The 17,781-nt window shown below is 30.2% G+C and carries 18 protein-coding genes; 13 read left to right on the top strand and 5 right to left on the bottom strand.

Features of this window, described 5'->3' with window-relative positions:
• The first annotated feature begins 23 nt into the window (after positions 1-23).
• The 5 genes from KM029_RS11800 (at position 24) to KM029_RS11780 (ending at position 5,455) form a co-directional block, all read left to right on the top strand.
• Complete coding sequence (locus tag KM029_RS11800) at positions 24-518, top strand: hypothetical protein (protein WP_144073478.1); 495 nt, start codon at positions 24-26, stop codon at positions 516-518.
• Between the two features lie 544 nt (positions 519-1,062).
• The gene (locus KM029_RS11795; protein WP_144073477.1) at positions 1,063-1,869 is read left to right on the top strand and encodes a hypothetical protein; all 807 of its coding nucleotides are present in this window, start codon (positions 1,063-1,065) and stop codon (positions 1,867-1,869) included.
• A 26-nt stretch (positions 1,870-1,895) separates the two neighbouring features.
• On the top strand, positions 1,896-3,710 hold the full coding sequence (locus KM029_RS11790; protein ID WP_144073476.1) for an alkyl sulfatase dimerization domain-containing protein: 1,815 nt from the start codon (positions 1,896-1,898) through the stop codon (positions 3,708-3,710).
• 73 nt (positions 3,711-3,783) lie between these two features.
• A complete protein-coding gene (locus KM029_RS11785) occupies positions 3,784-4,923 on the top strand; it encodes a hypothetical protein (protein WP_144073475.1) in 1,140 nt (379 codons plus the stop codon).
• A gap of 130 nt (positions 4,924-5,053) precedes the next feature.
• Complete coding sequence (locus KM029_RS11780) at positions 5,054-5,455, top strand: mechanosensitive ion channel domain-containing protein (RefSeq protein ID WP_158631038.1); 402 nt, start codon at positions 5,054-5,056, stop codon at positions 5,453-5,455.
• A gap of 120 nt (positions 5,456-5,575) precedes the next feature.
• Here KM029_RS11780 and KM029_RS11775 read toward each other — a convergent pair whose 3' ends face one another.
• The 3 genes from KM029_RS11775 to KM029_RS11765 form a co-directional block, all read right to left on the bottom strand.
• On the bottom strand, positions 5,576-6,106 hold the full coding sequence (locus KM029_RS11775) for a DUF3124 domain-containing protein (RefSeq protein ID WP_144073473.1): 531 nt from the start codon (positions 6,104-6,106) through the stop codon (positions 5,576-5,578).
• A 253-nt stretch (positions 6,107-6,359) separates the two neighbouring features.
• Entirely contained in the window at positions 6,360-6,599 is a 240-nt protein-coding gene (locus tag KM029_RS11770) for a long-chain fatty acid--CoA ligase (protein WP_144073472.1), read from the bottom strand.
• Positions 6,600-6,743: 144 nt separating this feature from the next.
• Complete coding sequence (locus tag KM029_RS11765) at positions 6,744-8,507, bottom strand: AMP-dependent synthetase/ligase (protein WP_144073471.1); 1,764 nt, start codon at positions 8,505-8,507, stop codon at positions 6,744-6,746.
• 208 nt (positions 8,508-8,715) lie between these two features.
• On the opposite strand from KM029_RS11765, the gene KM029_RS11760 reads away from it, so the two are divergent.
• Positions 8,716-9,339 carry a class I SAM-dependent methyltransferase gene (locus KM029_RS11760; protein ID WP_144073470.1) on the top strand — a complete coding sequence of 208 codons (624 nt, stop codon included), beginning with the start codon at positions 8,716-8,718 and terminating at the stop codon, positions 9,337-9,339.
• A gap of 42 nt (positions 9,340-9,381) precedes the next feature.
• Here KM029_RS11760 and KM029_RS11755 read toward each other — a convergent pair whose 3' ends face one another.
• Complete coding sequence (locus tag KM029_RS11755; protein ID WP_144073469.1) at positions 9,382-9,822, bottom strand: BLUF domain-containing protein; 441 nt, start codon at positions 9,820-9,822, stop codon at positions 9,382-9,384.
• Positions 9,823-10,037: 215 nt separating this feature from the next.
• Here KM029_RS11755 and KM029_RS11750 point away from each other — a divergent pair, with 215 nt between their 5' ends.
• Positions 10,038-10,307 carry a hypothetical protein gene (locus KM029_RS11750; protein ID WP_144073468.1) on the top strand — a complete coding sequence of 90 codons (270 nt, stop codon included), beginning with the start codon at positions 10,038-10,040 and terminating at the stop codon, positions 10,305-10,307.
• 45 nt (positions 10,308-10,352) lie between these two features.
• On the opposite strand, the gene KM029_RS11745 is transcribed toward KM029_RS11750, so the two are convergent.
• Positions 10,353-11,420: an LA_2272 family surface repeat-containing protein gene (locus KM029_RS11745; RefSeq protein ID WP_144073467.1), complete on the bottom strand. Its 1,068-nt coding sequence runs from the start codon at positions 11,418-11,420 to the stop codon at positions 10,353-10,355.
• A 274-nt stretch (positions 11,421-11,694) separates the two neighbouring features.
• On the opposite strand from KM029_RS11745, the gene KM029_RS11740 reads away from it, so the two are divergent.
• The 6 genes from KM029_RS11740 (at position 11,695) to KM029_RS11715 (ending at position 17,777) form a co-directional block, all read left to right on the top strand.
• Positions 11,695-12,102, top strand: coding sequence for a hypothetical protein (locus tag KM029_RS11740; protein ID WP_144073466.1), 408 nt, complete (start codon positions 11,695-11,697; stop codon positions 12,100-12,102).
• A 147-nt stretch (positions 12,103-12,249) separates the two neighbouring features.
• Positions 12,250-14,592 (top strand): erythromycin esterase family protein, encoded by a 2,343-nt coding sequence (locus KM029_RS11735; protein ID WP_144073465.1) that lies wholly within the window; start codon positions 12,250-12,252, stop codon positions 14,590-14,592.
• 275 nt (positions 14,593-14,867) lie between these two features.
• Positions 14,868-15,659, top strand: a complete 792-nt coding sequence (locus KM029_RS11730; protein WP_144073464.1) for a hypothetical protein — start codon at positions 14,868-14,870, stop codon at positions 15,657-15,659.
• A 69-nt stretch (positions 15,660-15,728) separates the two neighbouring features.
• Positions 15,729-16,256 carry an HdeD family acid-resistance protein gene (locus tag KM029_RS11725; protein WP_144073463.1) on the top strand — a complete coding sequence of 176 codons (528 nt, stop codon included), beginning with the start codon at positions 15,729-15,731 and terminating at the stop codon, positions 16,254-16,256.
• Between the two features lie 83 nt (positions 16,257-16,339).
• A complete protein-coding gene (locus KM029_RS11720) occupies positions 16,340-16,747 on the top strand; it encodes a RidA family protein (protein ID WP_144073462.1) in 408 nt (135 codons plus the stop codon).
• Positions 16,748-16,892: 145 nt separating this feature from the next.
• Positions 16,893-17,777, top strand: a complete 885-nt coding sequence (locus KM029_RS11715; RefSeq protein ID WP_144073461.1) for a helix-turn-helix domain-containing protein — start codon at positions 16,893-16,895, stop codon at positions 17,775-17,777.
• Positions 17,778-17,781: the final 4 nt, after the last annotated feature.

Below are 17,781 nucleotides of genomic sequence, written 5' to 3'. Positions count from 1 at the left end.
AAAGGTCATCATTAATTAAAATCATGAAGAAAGTGATAAATAAAACAGTAACGTTGAAGTTCATGATATTGATTGTCGTGATCATTTGGATGACTTCAGCGTTATTCATCTACTTCGGGTTAGACACTTGGGATAAGAGAGGTGCTTTTGGTGATTTATTTGGAGCGATTAATTCATTGTTTTCAGGTTTAGCCTTTGCTGGGTTAATGTATACGATCTTTCTCACAAAACAAGATTTAGAAATTCAGAGAAAGGAGGTGGCTGCAAATAGAAAACAATTGATAAAATCTGCCAAGGCACAACAGAAATCTGAAAAAGCACTTGCCGAACAAGTAGAACAAATGAAAATTGCCTCTAGACTTGATGCTTTAAAAACCTTGATAGATTATTATAATATTCAAATTGCCAATGGAAGTAATACTGAAGTTGTAATTGAGAAGGCAAGGAAAAAAAGAAAGTCTACAATTCAAGAAATAGAAGAATTAATTGATAGAATAGATGATGATGTATTAGAATAAATAACAGAAACCAGTAAATTTTTCATAGTCAACTAACTTAGTTTTTAAACTAAACCAATGAGGGCCACCTTTCATTTTTCGTAAATGAGGTGGTTTTTCTTTTTTGTAGATGGAAGATAAAAACATTTCAATTTGAAACTTTTGATCTAAAAGTAAGTAGTACTACCCTCGGCCTTGAAGGGAAAAGCGTTAAAAATTTCATTGAATGAGCCGTTAAAAATGATTTTCATGTTTGAGCATCTCAAAACGAAGTAGTTTTGATCGAGTTTAAAATCATTTAGGCGAGAGTAATGGAATTTAGCTTTTGCATTCACAGCCTAGATTTTTTTGCTTCGTTTTTTCATCAATGGAAAAATGAAGAAGAAGGAAGCTTGAAAGCAAATCTCAGAAAATTTGTAGAACTATAGGTGATCAATTAAAACCAAAACCAACCTCCATGTAACATTTCTCATGTTACCGTTACATACAGTGTTTAACTAACATAAGAGCTGATAGAGTGAGACATTTGTAAGGTAATCTAATCAAAGAACATAATCATTCAATCATGAAAGGAACATTAAAATACCTCACTCTACTATTGCTACTCTCAGCAAGTTCACTGGCTTATAGTCAGAGTAGAGCTGACGAGATAGCACAGAAATTGCAGAATCCATTATCAAAATTATCAGCACTACCTATCCAAAATAACATCGGTTACAATGCAGATAATTCGGTGAGTTATGGTTTATCATTCCAACCAATTCATGCAACGAGTTATGATAACTTTAACCTAATCCACAGAGCTGTTATTGGTGTCAATTATACCCCAGGAATGGATGGAGGTGCTGAGATAGGAAAAATTGATGGACAATGGGGGTTAACAGATATCAACTACTCTCTTTTGTTCTCTCCTAAAACAGTCAAAAAAGTAGCTTGGGGTGTAGGACCTTCCATTAATCTACCAACAGCTACAAGTGATGCCTTTGGATCAGGACAATGGAGTGGCGGTTTATCTGCAGTACTTGTTTATCAAACTGGAAAATGGACTTTTGATAGTGTAATCAGACAAACATGGTCATTTGCTGGAGACAACTCAAGAGCAGGAGTTAACCAAATGGTATTCCAGCCACTTATTGCCTACAGTTTAGGGAATGGATGGATCATCAATACATTCCCTACAATTATGGCAAACTGGGATCATGCACAAGGTCAACAATGGACTGTACCTGTTGGAGGAGGACTCAGTAAAGTAATATTCATGGGAAATTTACCTGTTGCTATCGGTGCTCAATATTACAAATATGTGGTCAGACCAGATTTGGCACCAACACAAGAATTTAGGCTAATGGCCAACTTCGTTTTCTCTAAATAATCAATCACTTCTAATTAATAATTACAATGAAAAAGATATTATCAATAGCAGTCACTTCTTTAGTTATGTGTGGTACGCTACAAGCTCAAGAAGATAAATATATGGGAAGTCAAGTAGAAACAACTGTTCTTCCAAATGGAGGAATTGTAAATCAAGAAGCTCCTATTTCTATTGTAAAAACAATGCCTCATCAACCCAATGTTGTACAATTAGCAGACGGAATTTGGAGTATTGAAGGTTTTGCACACGTTAATTGTGGCGTTATTGAAGGAGAAAATTCTTTGATAGTTTACGATACAGGAAATGATATAATCGATGGTAAAAAGTTTTTAGATGAAATAAAAAATGTAAGTGATAAACCTGTTAAGACAGTTATTTATAGTCACGCACATTATGTATGGGGAACAACTTCTTTATTAGAAAATCAACAGACCTATAATATTATTGGACATTCAAACCTTAATAAAAACATAAAAGAAAGTAAAGGTCTTGGTTCATCTATTCCAGAATTGGCTCCAGTGTTAACGGCAAGAGCATATGAACAATTTGATATTTATACACCAAATGAAGGGGATGATGCTCCATTATTTTCGTCTCCAATAGGGAAAAATGAAAAAGGGTTTATGCAGGTAACTAAACCTGTTGAAGATGGTGAAGAATTAACTATTGACGGTGTAAAAATGCAATTTTTCACAAATTACGGTAGTGATACTGATGATTGTTTAATGGTGTATTTCCCTGAAAAAGATGTCATCTTAAACAATTTATATTGGCCATTTTACTCAAATCAATATACTTTAAGAGGGTCTATGTATAGAGATCCACTTCCTTGGATGGAAGGACTTAGAAAGATTAGAGATTTGAATCCTGAATACTTGATTAGTACACATACATTTGCCATTTCAGGAAAAGATAAAGTGGTCGAAGCAGTAACAAATTACCATGATGGTTTAGCGTTCTTATATGATCAAACACTAAGACAAACATTATTAGGAGCCACTCCAGAAGAAATGCGTCATAGCATTCAGTTACCGAAGCATCTTGCAGAGTGGCCTACCAACCAGTTAACGTATGGCGAAATGAGTCATTATCCTCAAAATATTTACAATAATGCGTTAGGATGGTACGATGGTAATGCGACTAAAATCAATACAGTTGAGCCAAGTGTAGAAGCTCAAAAAATGATTGAAGGTTTTGGAGGGAAAACCAAAATGATGGAAAACATCATTACTGCCATGGAAAATAAAGAATATACATGGGCTACTCAGTTATCAGATTACTTATATAAAGTATACCCTAATGATCAAAAAGTTCGTCAGCAAAAAGCAGATGCTTTAAGAAAAATGGGACAAACAACAGAGTCTTCTATTTCTAGATCTTGGTATTTAGGACAAGCAAGAGCATTAGAAAATAAGGTGATTATCCCTCATATGATGTTGCCGGAAGTAGATGAGGTGATAGAATCAGCACCAGGAACTTATGTGAATTTAATGAGGGTAAGAATTAATCCTGAAAAGAGTGTGAATACTAATGAAGTAATTGTTTTTGAATTTACTGATGTGGAAAATAGCCCTCAATTTGGATTACATATCAGAAATGGAGTGGCTGAATATATTGAAAATCCAACTACATACTATAAAGAAAAAGATGTAGTGATTAAGGTGCCAAGAGCATTATTTGCTAATTATTATTCAGGGAAAATTGATGCAGAAAAATTATTATTTAATAAAAAGGTATCTGTGAATACTAATAAATCAGAGGCACAGTGGTTATTAGAACAATTTGATTGGTTTGATGCTAAGGCTCCAATTTTAAAATACAATAAGGTGATCAGTAAATAACCTTCTTAATTGATAAGTAATACTAAGTAGTAGGGTAGCAATACTCTACTACTTTAAGCCAACTAAAAATAAAATGAAACAAATCACTCATGTTCTCCTTGCTATTCTATCCACTTTTATTTTTGGAAATCTAAAATCATATGCCTCAGAAATACTAGAAGAAAAAGATACTAACACAATCAATGATAGTATTCCAAAGCCAAAGTTTACCTATAATTTCTCAGGTAGAGTTCATAAGTCAATAATGATGGTGGATGATGGCGGCGGTACATTGGAAGGACCTTATGTGATGGACTCAGACCAAGCACCTTCACGGTTAAAACTAGTTGTCCAAAGTGAAAAATCATTGCCTTTTTATTTAGGAGCTAATATAGAAGTGGCTATGCAGAGTAGAAGGCCATCTCATATTACACAAGAGCAGTCAAACCCTGGTTCGGTGATTAGAATGTTGGCAAGTGAATTGACCTTTGGACATGAAAAGTTTGGGTATATAGACGTAGGATTAGGTTTAACTTCTTCTACAATGTTTCTCCATAGTGATTTAAGTGGTATAGCAAATGGTAATATCTTGATTTTAGGACTAGCCTCTCAAGGGTTATATTTTAGAGATCGAGAATCAGGAGAACTGAGTGATACTCAAATTAGAGATTATTTTTATACTCCAGATAGAATGTTAATTACAGATAGAGTACGTTATAGAAGTCCCGTTTTTTTTGATGGTTTAGAAGTACAAGCAAGTATAAGTACATCTGCTCAATGGGATGCAGCCATCAATTATTTCAAGAACTACGAACAATGGGATTTTAGATCTTATATATCTTATGAACATCAGCCTTCACCTACTTTTTCGGGTAGAACGGTTTTGGGATTATCAGGAAAACATCATGCTACAGGGTTGAGTATCTCATCTTTATTCTCAACGGCAGGCAAAATTGATGACATTAATAATTCTAACGGATATATTATTAGGTTAGGAATAGAGAGAAATTGGTGGAAATATGGTTCAACATCTTTCGTTTTAGATTATTCTGAAGGGTTTTCAATTGGTAATGAAAACGAGAAAATTGAAAGTATAGGAGTATATGCTCAACAAAAAATTAACCCTTTAAATTTTGATATTTATGCCGGAATAAGAACCTATTCAGTTTTTAGTACAGAGAAAAGTTTACTCCCTATAAAAACGTATACAATGGGTATGATTTTCACCTTCTAATAATGAGATAATGACAGATGTTTTTCAAAATATCACTATTAATATAGGTAATATCTTTTCAACAATCTTGATAATAGGTGTTGCCCTAACCTTAAAATTCTCGTTTCGACGAATATTAAATAAAACAGTAATGACGACTACTTTTCAAACAAGAAGAAAAGTAGTTATCTCTAAAGTTATTAATGTAGCAATAATTGTAATATCAATATTACTGATTTTAGGGGTTTGGGAGGTGAATTCGGAAGATTTAGGTATTTATTTGACCTCTATCTTTACAATTATAGGCGTTGCATTTTTTGCTCAATGGTCGCACCTATCTAACATTACAGCAGGAGTAATTATATTCTTAACAAGCCCATTAAAGATTGGTGATCAAATTCATATCTACGAAGGTGATGGTATCGAAGGAGCAATAACAGATATAGGGTTATTCTTTACAACTATCATTACAGAAAACAACCAAAGACTGATGTTGACCAATACAGCATTTATGCAAAAGTTATGGTCAGTGAAAATTTCAACATTAAAGTGATAATGATGTATTTCTAGTTTTTAGTAATTAGAATAAAAAGCGAATTATTGTTATTTTTAATAATAGAATAAGCATCAGGTGTTACCTAATGCTTATTTATTTTTTCTGTAAATCAGTACTTTATTCCTTTAATAAAATAGCATCAGATTTAAAAGAAAAGCCATATCGTCCAAAATTACCAATATTAATAGCCTCAATTAAAGCTTTATTTTTTGGTGTATTTTCAGCACCATATTCAACAATAAAATTGGCACCTACTCCTCCTTCTCTTTCTTGTTGTTCTACTAGATACTCTGCAGATTCTAAAGGTTTTAAAATCAAATTTTCTTTTACATAATCTCTTAGTAGTTTCCCTTTACTATCGTAATATTTTACATCAGTAACGTAGAGTGTTTCTGTTTCACTCACATTTCTTAGACTAAGTACAACGGTACAACGGAATTTAGTATTTCCTTGTTGATAATATAAATCTGAATAAGCAGATACGTAATATTTCTCTTTAAAATTTAAAGTAGGAGTCTCAGAAGCAGAAATGTAATTATGATTTCGCTCTTCTGTTCTTAAAACCAATTCATCTTTAGAAATTTCTTTTTGACAAGATAGAAAAGAAAGGCAACCTAAAAGAAGAAGAATGTTATGTAGTTTTTTCATAATTATATACCGTCTTTTTTAATGAACTACTAAAGTACAATTTTAACCTTAGACCATTCAACAATCTTGTAGTAAAATTAATAGAACTATTATAAATACATTTGATTAATATGACTACTGAAATTTTTATTAATTACCTTTCTTTTAGGTTTTAATGTTGGGGTTACTTCTCCGTTTTCTACAGTCCATTCTTTATCTAAAAGAGTAAACTTCTTTATAGTTTCCCATTGAGCAAAATGAGTATTTACTTCGTCTATTTCTGACTGTATCTTTTTATTACGTCTTTGCTTTTAATCATATCAGTTGGGTTATCAACCGATATTTTATGGATATTACACCATTCTTTTAATGTATTGAAACTAAGAGCTATTAATGCGGAGGCAAACTTTTGATTGTTACCTACTACTGCCACTTGCTCAATATAAAACGCCTCCTTAATTTTATTTTCTATTAGTTGAGGTGCAATATATTTTCCTCCAGCTGTTTTGAACATTTCTTTTTTCGATCGGTAATTTTAAAAAACTTCCCCTCAATAAAGGTCTCGATGTCGCCAGTATGTAACCATCCATCTTTTGATTTTTATGTTGTTACGGAAGTGTATACTATTGCTAGTAAATCATTGAGAGTAATTAAATTTCTATTTGAACATTGTCGAAATTTGTTCTTCGTAAATACTATTAATAACCTTTCTTTTAGGCTTTAATGTAGGGGTTACTTCACCTGTTTCTACGGTCCATTCTTGTGGAAGTAGCGTGAATTTTTTTACAGATTCCCAACTTGCAAAACTCTTATTAATGGTATTAATCTCTTTTTTAAATTTTTTAAGTACTTCAGGGTTTTTAATCATAATGGCATTATCAGTATTCTCTATATTATGCAGAGCACACCAATTTTTAAGGGTATCGAAACTAGGAACGATAAGTGCGGCAACAATTTTCTGATGATTGCCTAAAACAGCTACTTGTTCAATAAAAAAGGATTCTTTGAGTTTATTTTCTAAAAACTGAGGAGAAATATATTTTCCACCAGAGTTCTTAAATAATTCTTTTTTACGATCTGTTATTTTTAAGAATTTATTATCAATTAATTCACCTATATCACCAGTGTGTAGCCAGCCATCAACAATAGTTTCTTTTGTAAGATCTGGTTGTTTGTAATAGCCCATCATAACATTAGGCCCTTTGATTAAAATCTCACCATCTTCATTTATTTTGGCCTTAATACCTTTTAGTAAAGGGCCAACAGTACCTATCATCATGTTTTCTGAATTTGCATGGTTTACAGATACTACAGGAGAAGCTTCAGACATTCCGTAGCCTTCGCAAGCACGAATACCAGCGGCCCAAAACGAACGCGATAATCTAGGTTGTAATGCAGCAGCTCCAACATTTATATTCATAACGTGACCACCAAGTGCAGCTCTCCATTTAGAAAAAATGAATATATCGGCAATTTTATGCTGAATTTTTTTGACTACACTTTGTTCCTCTCTAGGGTTATACGCTAATGCAAAATTTAGTGCCCAAAAGAACAATGCTTTTTGGAAACCTTTTAAATCTCGACCTTTTGCCACAATACTATCATATACTTTTTCTAATAATCTTGGTACAGTACAGAATACATGTGGTTTTACTTCTTTAAGTGCTTCGGCTACTTTTGCAATATTATCAGCATAATAAATAGAAATACCCCAGTTTTGATAGCTATATAAACAAGTACGTTCATACACATGAGATAACGGTAAGAAGCTTAATGCTCTAGCATTTCCTTTTTCTACTGGTAAAACTTCAGAAGCTGCAATAGCATCCGATGTAACATTCTTATGCGAGAGCATTACACCTTTAGGTTGTCCTGTTGTTCCTGAAGTATAGACAATAGTAAATAAATCGTTCTCAGATATGGTCGACTGAATTTTTTCAAGGTTCTCATTAGTTGTATTTCCTTGAATAGTTAAAACAGCTTTCCAATGTGTGTAATTTTTTATTTCATTAAAAGTATAAATCTTTTTTAATAATGGTAGATCTTCTAGAATAGGAGTTATTTTCTTTAAGATCGCTTCCGACTCAATAAAAGCAATTTTAATTTCTGCATGATTAAAAATATATGCGTAATCTGTGGGAGTTATAGTAGGGTAAATAGGCACTACAACAATACCAATTTGTGCACAGGCAATATCAATAAAATTCCATTCAGGTCTATTTTCTGAAATAATAGCTATTGCATCTCCTTTTGTGAGTCCGTAATTAAGTAATCCTTTACTAAGTTTATTTACAATATTAATTACATCATCTGTGGAATAGGATTTCCATTCTCCATCTACTTTTTTTGCAAAGCAGATATCCAAAGAATTATATAGTTCTTTTTGTTGATATATAAAATCAAAAACTCTAGTAGGCTTCATCAAGCAGTTTTATAATGGTTAATTGTGTAGTGTGGTATTAATAATAATACTCATTTTTTTAATCTAGTAGGCAAACTAAAAAAGAAATAATTTTATTAATGATGATTTATATTGGAATATTAATTTTAAAATAGATAATACTATGAAATATAGAGAGGATTATCTCTAAATTTATGGCTTGAATAAAATTAAACTAAACTACACAAAGATGTCGGACTTTGATAAGAAAGCCCACTGGGAAAATATTTATACTACTAAAGCATTAGAAAATGTTAGTTGGTATCAACGTATCCCGATAACTTCTTTAGATTTTATTGATAGAGCTACACTAACAAAAGATAATGCAATAATTGATGTTGGAGGAGGAGACAGTTTTTTAATTGATCACTTACTTGACTTATCCTATACAGACTTATCTGTTTTAGATATTTCTAAGCAAGCTCTTTTAAGAGCTCAGAAAAGATTAGGGGCAGAAAAAGCTGCAAAAATTAATTGGATAGAGGCAGATGCATCAAACTTTAAATCGCAAAAGAAATTTGATCTTTGGCATGATCGTGCTGCCTTTCATTTTTTAACTGATGAAACAGAGATCGAAAATTATGTAAAAACTGTAAAGGAACTTATAAAAACAGATGGAATAATAGTTATAGGGACGTTTTCTGAAAATGGACCAACAAAATGTAGCGGTATTCCTATTAAGCAATATTCTGTTACCGAATTAGCAAAAGTATTTGAAAAGGATTTCGAGTTGATCAATACTCAAATAATTGATCACAAAACACCTTTTAATACAGTTCAGAATTTCTCATTCTGTTGTTTAAGGAAAAGATAAAATTATAGAGGAAGGTTCGATGTTTAGGCATTGAACCTTTTTTTATTTAGGTAGGTTTAATTGAAGTTCAGAAATACCATTATATGTTTTCAGAAATTCAATAATGTAATGCTCTTTTCCTTTTAAATAATCTGCTAGAGGCAGACCTATTTCGTGATTTTTTATTAAACCAGCATCTCTTAAATCGTCCCAATAGACTTCTTGAAAAGCCATTGCCCAAGTTTTAAAATTACGTTCTTGAATATATCCAGAATATAATTTTTGAACAGCCTTATGTCTGTGATCCATTTCAATTTTAGAGTATAAATCCATAACGTCAGATTCTTCTCCTTCAAGAATTTGAATAAATTTATTTTCTATTAATACAAGTAATCCTGTTAATTTTAAATTGATATTTTTTGCTCTACTGTGAATTAAAATATCCCTTAAAATATTATCATCGAGTACTTCGTTACGTGTACTCACATAGCATAGACAAAACATAGTTATACTTACAATTGGTTAAAGTAAACTAACTCTTATTAATAGTTATTGTTTCTAAAAGTATAGATATATTTAATAATGTAATTATTCGAAGAATCTTTTTAATCTTTTGAATGTGATGGATTTAGTTGTTATATTTACACTAATAGCAAATTAAAACACTGTGTATAAATCTCTTCTTCTTGTTTCAAGAGTTGGGATAAAAAATTACCACTATGACTTACGAAGGATTACTTATAATTGTACTATGTATTATGATTGTTGTGACGGTCATAAAAAATTCAAATTTTACTCTACCAACTAAAAATGATCCACTAGTATTAGAATACAGTGGTTCAAAAAAGATTTTTTCAGTTGAAAAAATCATTCGAAACAAACTCGTTTTGAAGAACAAAGATTGTGGTTATGCAGAGTTGTATACTGTGGATAACAAACCAGTTTTAATTCAGAACGGTATCGCATTTTTAGTAGACTCAATAGAGTAAATCAAAAAGGCTGAAATTTAGTTTTCAGCCTTTTTTTTACATTTTCTAGAAACTAAAATTTAAACCAGCATTTGCCCCTAGCCAAATTGAAGTTCTTGTTCCTTTTGCATTTGTATGATCATAAAATGTATTGTCAGGAATATCTAACGTTCCTGCTGTTTCATTTCCATCAACCTTTAAGTCTGAGATATAAACATTTAAAGAAGGACCTGCAAAAACACTTATTTTTTTAGTTAGTTTGAAATGTACATTTAGGTCAGCTTTATTTAATAGGTTTAAATCCTGCTCATAATCTCCGTCGTAGGCTAAATAATTTGATGATAAATCAAGAGATAGATTAACAAGTTTTCCAAATTCCATCATAGAACCAAATCCAAGTCCATAACTATAAACATCTTTTGAATTGTGTTGTGTGTAGCCTCCTTTAAAAATTGTATAGAACTTTTTAGTACCCATTTTAAAATTAATATTACCCCAAATTGTAGCATCAGCAGCAACTTCAACAGCATAATAGCCACCTTTTACAATGTTTATTAGTCCAATAGGAGTACCTTCAGTACCATTTGTGACAACATTAATTAAACCAATCTGCGTACCTTTTAACGAGTCGGCCGTATTAATTAACCCAATTTGAGCTCCTGTCATTTCACCTCTAACAGTATTTATTAAACTGATTTGAACACCGTTCATATCTTTATTGGCAATGTTTGAGATACCAGAAATTTGACCTCCATTACCACTTTCATTCGTAAAGTTGCTTATACCAGCAATATGCAATCCATCCATATTTTTTGATGCAAAATTATTAATACCTGCACAAACAAAACCTTTTGATGTACCTTTAGTGATATTGGTTATTCCAGCAATCTGTCCACCTTTTACATCTCCTTTATTAATATTGGCAATGCCACCAAGTTCAAAATAGTGAACACCACTATTTATTCCCCATAGTACATTAAATGAATAATCATTACTATAAGTTGTAGAAGTTCCGTTAGTGCCTACGGGGTATAAAAAAGAAACTTGATATGCTTTGTTTTGAAGACTGTCTTGAGCAAAGATAAATTGAGTACTCAAAAAAGAAATGATTAGGTAAGCGATTAGATTTTTCATAAATGATAGATAATTTAAGTGTTCTTTTAAAGATTTATTTTGAATACAGATGCATTTATCGGTATTCTCTATTAAGACCCTTAAGAAATAATTTACCCCTATCTTCTTTTTTTAAAAAAAAACAAAAAATACATATATAATTGATTGTTAGTTACTTATTTTTATTTTCTATATTTTTGTTTAAACAAATTTTGTCTTTAATTTGGAAAATATGATTAAGACTAATACATTTGTTTAAACAAATAAAGTAAAGACAAATATTACATTTAATAATATGGAAAATCAAGCAGTAGTAAACGCAGAAATAGTATCAGAAAGTAAAGTAACAATGGGAGTAAGGTATTTACTCGCTTTAATGATGATCGTTTTTGGAGCAAATAAATTCCTTCAGTTTTTACCAATGCCTCCAGCAAACGATCAGGTTGCACAGGTATTTGGATCACTTATGTTAATGGGAATTTTACCAATAGTAGGTATTTTAGAGGTAGTTGGAGGTGTTTTATTAGCACTTAAAAAAGCAGTACCTGCAACATTAATTGTACTTGGAGCTATCGGTTTTAATGCTGTATTATTTCATGCTACTTTAGATCCCGCTGGTATTGGTGGAGCTATTGGTTTTACTGCAATGGTAATTTATTTAGCCTATGTTTATAGAGCTAAATTTACACCATTATTCAAATAAAGAATTCTGCAATATACATATACATTGAAGTTCTTAATTGAACACTCAATTGTCATTCAAAATTTAAATAGTCACTTTTTAATTAAGGTGACTATTTTTTTGTAAATTCATTTTCTAACTATTTTCAAAAAAGCTAAAACTATTTAAATGAAAAAGCTAACGCTATTGGTAGCAGTCTTAATGCTATGTATCTATTCTTATGCACAAACTACCCAATCACTCTATACTTTTGATTCACTATCTAAAGAAAATCTTCAACCATTAAAAGAACTATTAGGAGATACTAAGTATGTCCTTTTGGGAGAACCAGATCATTTTCATGGTAATGTATTTACAGCAAAAATTGAAACAGTAAAGTTTTTGCATGAAGAAATGGGGTTCGATTTGATTGCATTTGAGAGTGGCTTTTATGATCTAGAAAAAGCAAATGAGGAAATTAGAAAAGGGGAAAATGCAAAGCTTGCATACCTTAAAAGCATATTTAATATATGGAATCAATCAAAAGAATTTCATCCTTTTTTAGATTATGTAACAGAGAATATAAGTACTCTTCAAGTAATTGGTTTTGACCAACAGTTTAGTGGTCAATATGCTGAAGAGTTTTTTGAAAGAGATTTCAAACCCTATTTTTCTACTGAAGAAGCGTTTGAACAATGGATGGCTATTATAACTCCTGTACTTAATTATGAAGCAGATGATAAAACAGAAAAGTATGAGCAATTTAAAAGTATTAATGAGAGTGTTATACAGGAATTAAGAAATGCTAAAACGCCAATTAAAGATGATTTATTACTTACATTAAATCATTTAGATAGAGAGTTATATAACCATTATATCAATAAATTATATGAAAAAGATGAAGCGACTTTTAAAGCATCAGATAATAATTTAAGAGATGAAGGAATGGGGAATACCTTTTTATATTTAGCAAAAAAATATCCTTCTAAAAAAATTATTGGATGGGGTGCAACTGCTCACTTTTCAAACCAAATAGATGTATTAGACGAACAACAGTTTAAATCATTTAAGCCAATGGGAAGCTATATTAAAAGAGCACTTGGAAAAGAAGTCTTTATTTTAGCCTATACTGGAACTATAAATGGAACAGTAAAACAGCAAACAATAGAAGAAGATTTTTTAGCACAAGGGCATAAATATGGTTTTCGTAAAGTATCAAAAGAAGACGCTAAAAGTATTTCTTTAGAAGTTGATACTGTTGCTTTTAAAGGAGATTGGACAAAAGTTGTAGATGGTTTTTTCTTTTTAGATAGTCTGACTAAAGATCATTTCAGCTTATATGACGTTGGGGAAGAAGGTATTGTAATAGAGAAAGAGAGTTATAAAGGAATAGATAAAACAACTAGTTTTTCATTTCAGTTAGAAAATGAAGCGTCGGTACTCCCAACCTATTATTTAAAAGATAAAGCTTCTTTTGAGAAACAATCGGGAATAATTTATGATCAGAAAACAAAAAACGTAATCCCTTACGCAAATATTATTACTACAAAATCTAAAAGAGGATCATCTTCTAACAAAAAAGGAGCCTTTACAATAGGAGTACCTTATAAAGAAGATTCTATCACTTTTTCTTCTATTGGTTATGAACCTATTACAATTGCCACTTCAAAAAATGATTTAGAGATCTATTTAACCCCTAAGGTAGAAGAAATGACTACGTTGACAATTTCTAGTGAACCTCTAACTGCAAAGAGTATCATGAAGAAAGTGATAAAGAATATTCCTAAAAATTATACTCAAGAGGCTTATACAAGAAATGGTGTATACAAAGGATATTTTACTAGCCGAAAAGATAAAAAAAGATACTATAAGGAAGAAAGTGTAGAAGAATATGATAAAAATGGGTACAAATTTGTTATTCTATTTCCTTTAAGGTACATAGGTTTTATAAAAACAAAATCAGCAGTAATTTCTGAAGTAGATAGCAAAGGAATAAAAGAATTAAAGCCCAATACAAACTATAAAAAGCAAAAGCGAATGTATAGGTTTAATCATGATCCTATAAACGCAAGGCATAATAATTATTTGAACTTATCTAACCTTAAACATTATAATTTTGAATTTACAGACATTGAAATTATTGATGATAAAGAAGTCTTTGTTATTAAATTTGAAGCAATAAATTTGAATTATAAAAATACAATTCATTTAGATGTAAAGAGTTATAAAGGAGTTATTTATATAAATGCTGAAGACTATGCAATTTTAAAAATTAAGTCTACCGTTATAGAGCATTTAGAGAAGTATAATGACAAAGGATGGTATAAAGGAGTAGAATTTAATGAACTAGTTTCTTTCCTCAAACATGAGGTTACTTATGAGCAAAATAATGACAGTTTATATTATTTAAAATCAGTAATCCAAGAATCAAATGATCCTATTGAATATGATTTTATATCTTATGACGCTTATGATAAAAAAGTAGGAAAAAGAGAAAAGGAAGAAGGTAAGGATATAAGGTATATTTATTAAATTAATATTTGTAGGTAAATCAACTTTATAATTTAATGAAGAAAATCAAATTGTGGAGTAGAATTATATGTTACAATAAACAAACCTACAAAATTACCATTTTAACATATTTTCAGCCTTAGAGAGCTTGTTTTAAACGTCTACTTTTGTGGTGTAATAAAAAAACATCCAAAACACAATCATTAAACCTATTAAAAAAGCTGTTATCAATTAGATGACAGTTTAGATTTAGTGACCCAAGTATTTTTCATTAGTAAAATTAACTTCATTATGTATTGAATCAGAATAATTCTCAACGCAATTTCCAACCTGTATTAAAATTTGACAATATTAAATCAGTAATAAGAATTAAACCTAATGCCAAATTTATTTATCCATTAATTATCATTTTCTATAGTTTATTTGTTACAAATATTTATGCCCAATCCAAATTTAAAATATTCTATCAATCAAAATATGAATTTGGATTTAGTAAGGTAAAAGTACTGGAACGATATAGGAACAGAATAGGTTTTTCACAACAAAATCTAGCCACTTATATTGGTCATGATCTAAGTATCTTTGATAAGAGTGAAAATAGAGAAAGATTTAAATGGAAGATTGATTATACTCTATACCGAAGAAAAGCGAATCAAATTCGTATTCAAAATGAACTAAATTTTGATATTCACTCAAATAATTCTGTAGGAAATATAACTCTTTATCATCTATTGGATTTAAAAAATGGTTTTAGCATTTTGAATGAATGCTATGTTTATTATCTGGACAACGAAGTTTTTAATATTGGTACAGTAGAATGGAAACCTACTTTTAGGTGGAAAAGGAACATCCATAAAACACAATTTTATATTGCTTTGAAACCTCCAATTCTACAAATTAACAATACTAGTAATCTTGAAGATCGAAAATTAATAGTAGATGGTAATTCAACCGAACTAAATTTTGGACTAAATAAATTGATCTTTAAACAAGTGAAATTTGATATAGGTTACAACTTTTTATATGATTTTGAGGATCAATTTTCAGGACATAAAATTATTTTTTGTCTAAAAGGTACCTTAAACTAATCTTATTCAAAGTAATAGTTAGTGTAGTTTTAGGAGATTAAGGTAATGCTTAATCATCAAAAATAAATCATGAAATTTCTTTCAAAATATTGGTTTATAGGCTTACTTGTCGGTTTGCTGTTTATTTTCTTAGGGTTATATATTTTTATAAACCCACTGATAAGTTTTGCTAGTATGGCACTACTTAATAGCTGCTTAATTATTTTTAGAGGTATCAATCAATCATATTATGGTTATGTATCATTTAAGGATAATAATAAGGATAAAGCTACTTGGAATATTTTTATAGGAATTCTTACAATTATTCTCGGAGGAATGTTGTTGTTTGATACAGCCTATGGAATGGACATATTGCTATTATATATTGGTTTCTATGCTATATACAAGGGTTTAGAACAAGTTATTCTGGCTTTATCAAATAACCAAAAACTACGATTCTTATTAATTTTTGGTGGTTTATTCAATATCATTTTTGGAGTAATAGCCATACTATTTCCTCCAATTGGTGTTCTTACAGCCACAACAGCTATAAGCCTGACTTTGTTTTTTATTGGCACCGCAGAAATCATTACTTCATTTAGAAATCTAAAAGGATAATTTCCTTAATCATATATTCTCAACCTTTTATAAATAGCAATTATTAGCGTATAGTTATAATTGTTAGTTAATCCTAAATTATTATGAAAAAGACAGTATTTAACACAGAAAACTTAAATGAAATGCCATGGTTTAATCATGGTATGCATCTACAAGAAGTAAAAGAATTTTTTAGAGTTACAGGCATATGTGACCATACTTCAAAACATGTTCAGAAGTACCCTAACGATCCAGCAGGACAAGCAAAGCAAATACTAATTTATATGGAAGAAGTATTTACACAAGCTGGTTTCAATAAAAATAATATAATTCATATTGATTGGGCTGTAACAAAAGAGGTTTCTCAAGAACAAGCATTTGAAACATTGAAAGTTTGGGAAGATTATATATCAGATATGGACATGAAACCGACAGCAGGTATTTGGAAGCATGTGGATAGTTTAATTCACCCTGATATGTTGGTAGAATTTGAACTTATCCTTGCAAAATAACTTATTCTCATCAACTCTTTTATTATGGGAGTAATTTTTACTTCTGTAATAAGAGAGTTGTATTTAATAAATAAAGTGTATAAATGAAATACTTTTAATGTATATAGAAGAGTAGTTTTAGTGTTAAGCTATAAATATTTATAATATGAAAGAAGTAAAATATTATACTGATATTAATAATTACATTAAAGCCATTGGAGGTATTCCATTAATGGTTTATAAGGACTTTTATTTTGTAAAGTTTGAAGATCATGAAGTAACTAGTACAGGGCTTTGTTATAAGCACGATTATTTTGAAATTACTTTAGCAACGGGTTACAAAGCAACATTTTCAATTAATGAACAAATAATAGATACTCAAAATAGTCATTTATTTTTTGCTGCACCAGGGAATATAATTACAATTGATATTGAGGAATTAGAAGAAGATTCATGCGGTTACTTAATTTTATTTAATCAATCCTTTTTATCTGGTTTTAATGACATCTATAATATTTATAAGAACTTTCCTTATTTTAATTTTTTCTCATCATCAGGCTACACTTTAGATATTCAGCAGATAAAGCTATTTGGTGATCTATTTGAGAAAATTTATAGTGAATATGATATTATTAGTAATCAGAATATTGATATTATTAAATCGTATATAATGGTATTATTGCACACAGCAAAAAAAGAATTATCCTTAGATTCTACTGTGAATGTATTTCAAAATAGATACGATAAAATAACGTATGATTTTGAAAGAATAGTTATTGATACAACTAAGAAATATAGAACAATAGACTACTATTCAGAAAAATTACATATAAGTTCTATATATCTTAAAGAATGTGTAAAAAAATCTACGGGCAAAACACCTAAAAATATTATTAATGAGTATGTCTTGTTAGAAGCAAAATCGTTATTACAACAATCAACTCTACAAATTGACAATGTTGCTTACCAATTAGGTTTTTCTGACCTTTCTAATTTTATTAAATTCTTTAAAAGACATACTCAAAAAACACCTAAAAGTTATTTCAGTTAGTTGC

Origin of the sequence: Flammeovirga kamogawensis (assembly GCF_018736065.1) — a bacterium.
Taxonomy (GTDB): Bacteria; Bacteroidota; Bacteroidia; order Cytophagales; family Flammeovirgaceae; genus Flammeovirga; species Flammeovirga kamogawensis.
This window is presented reverse-complemented; position numbering and strand designations above follow the sequence as displayed.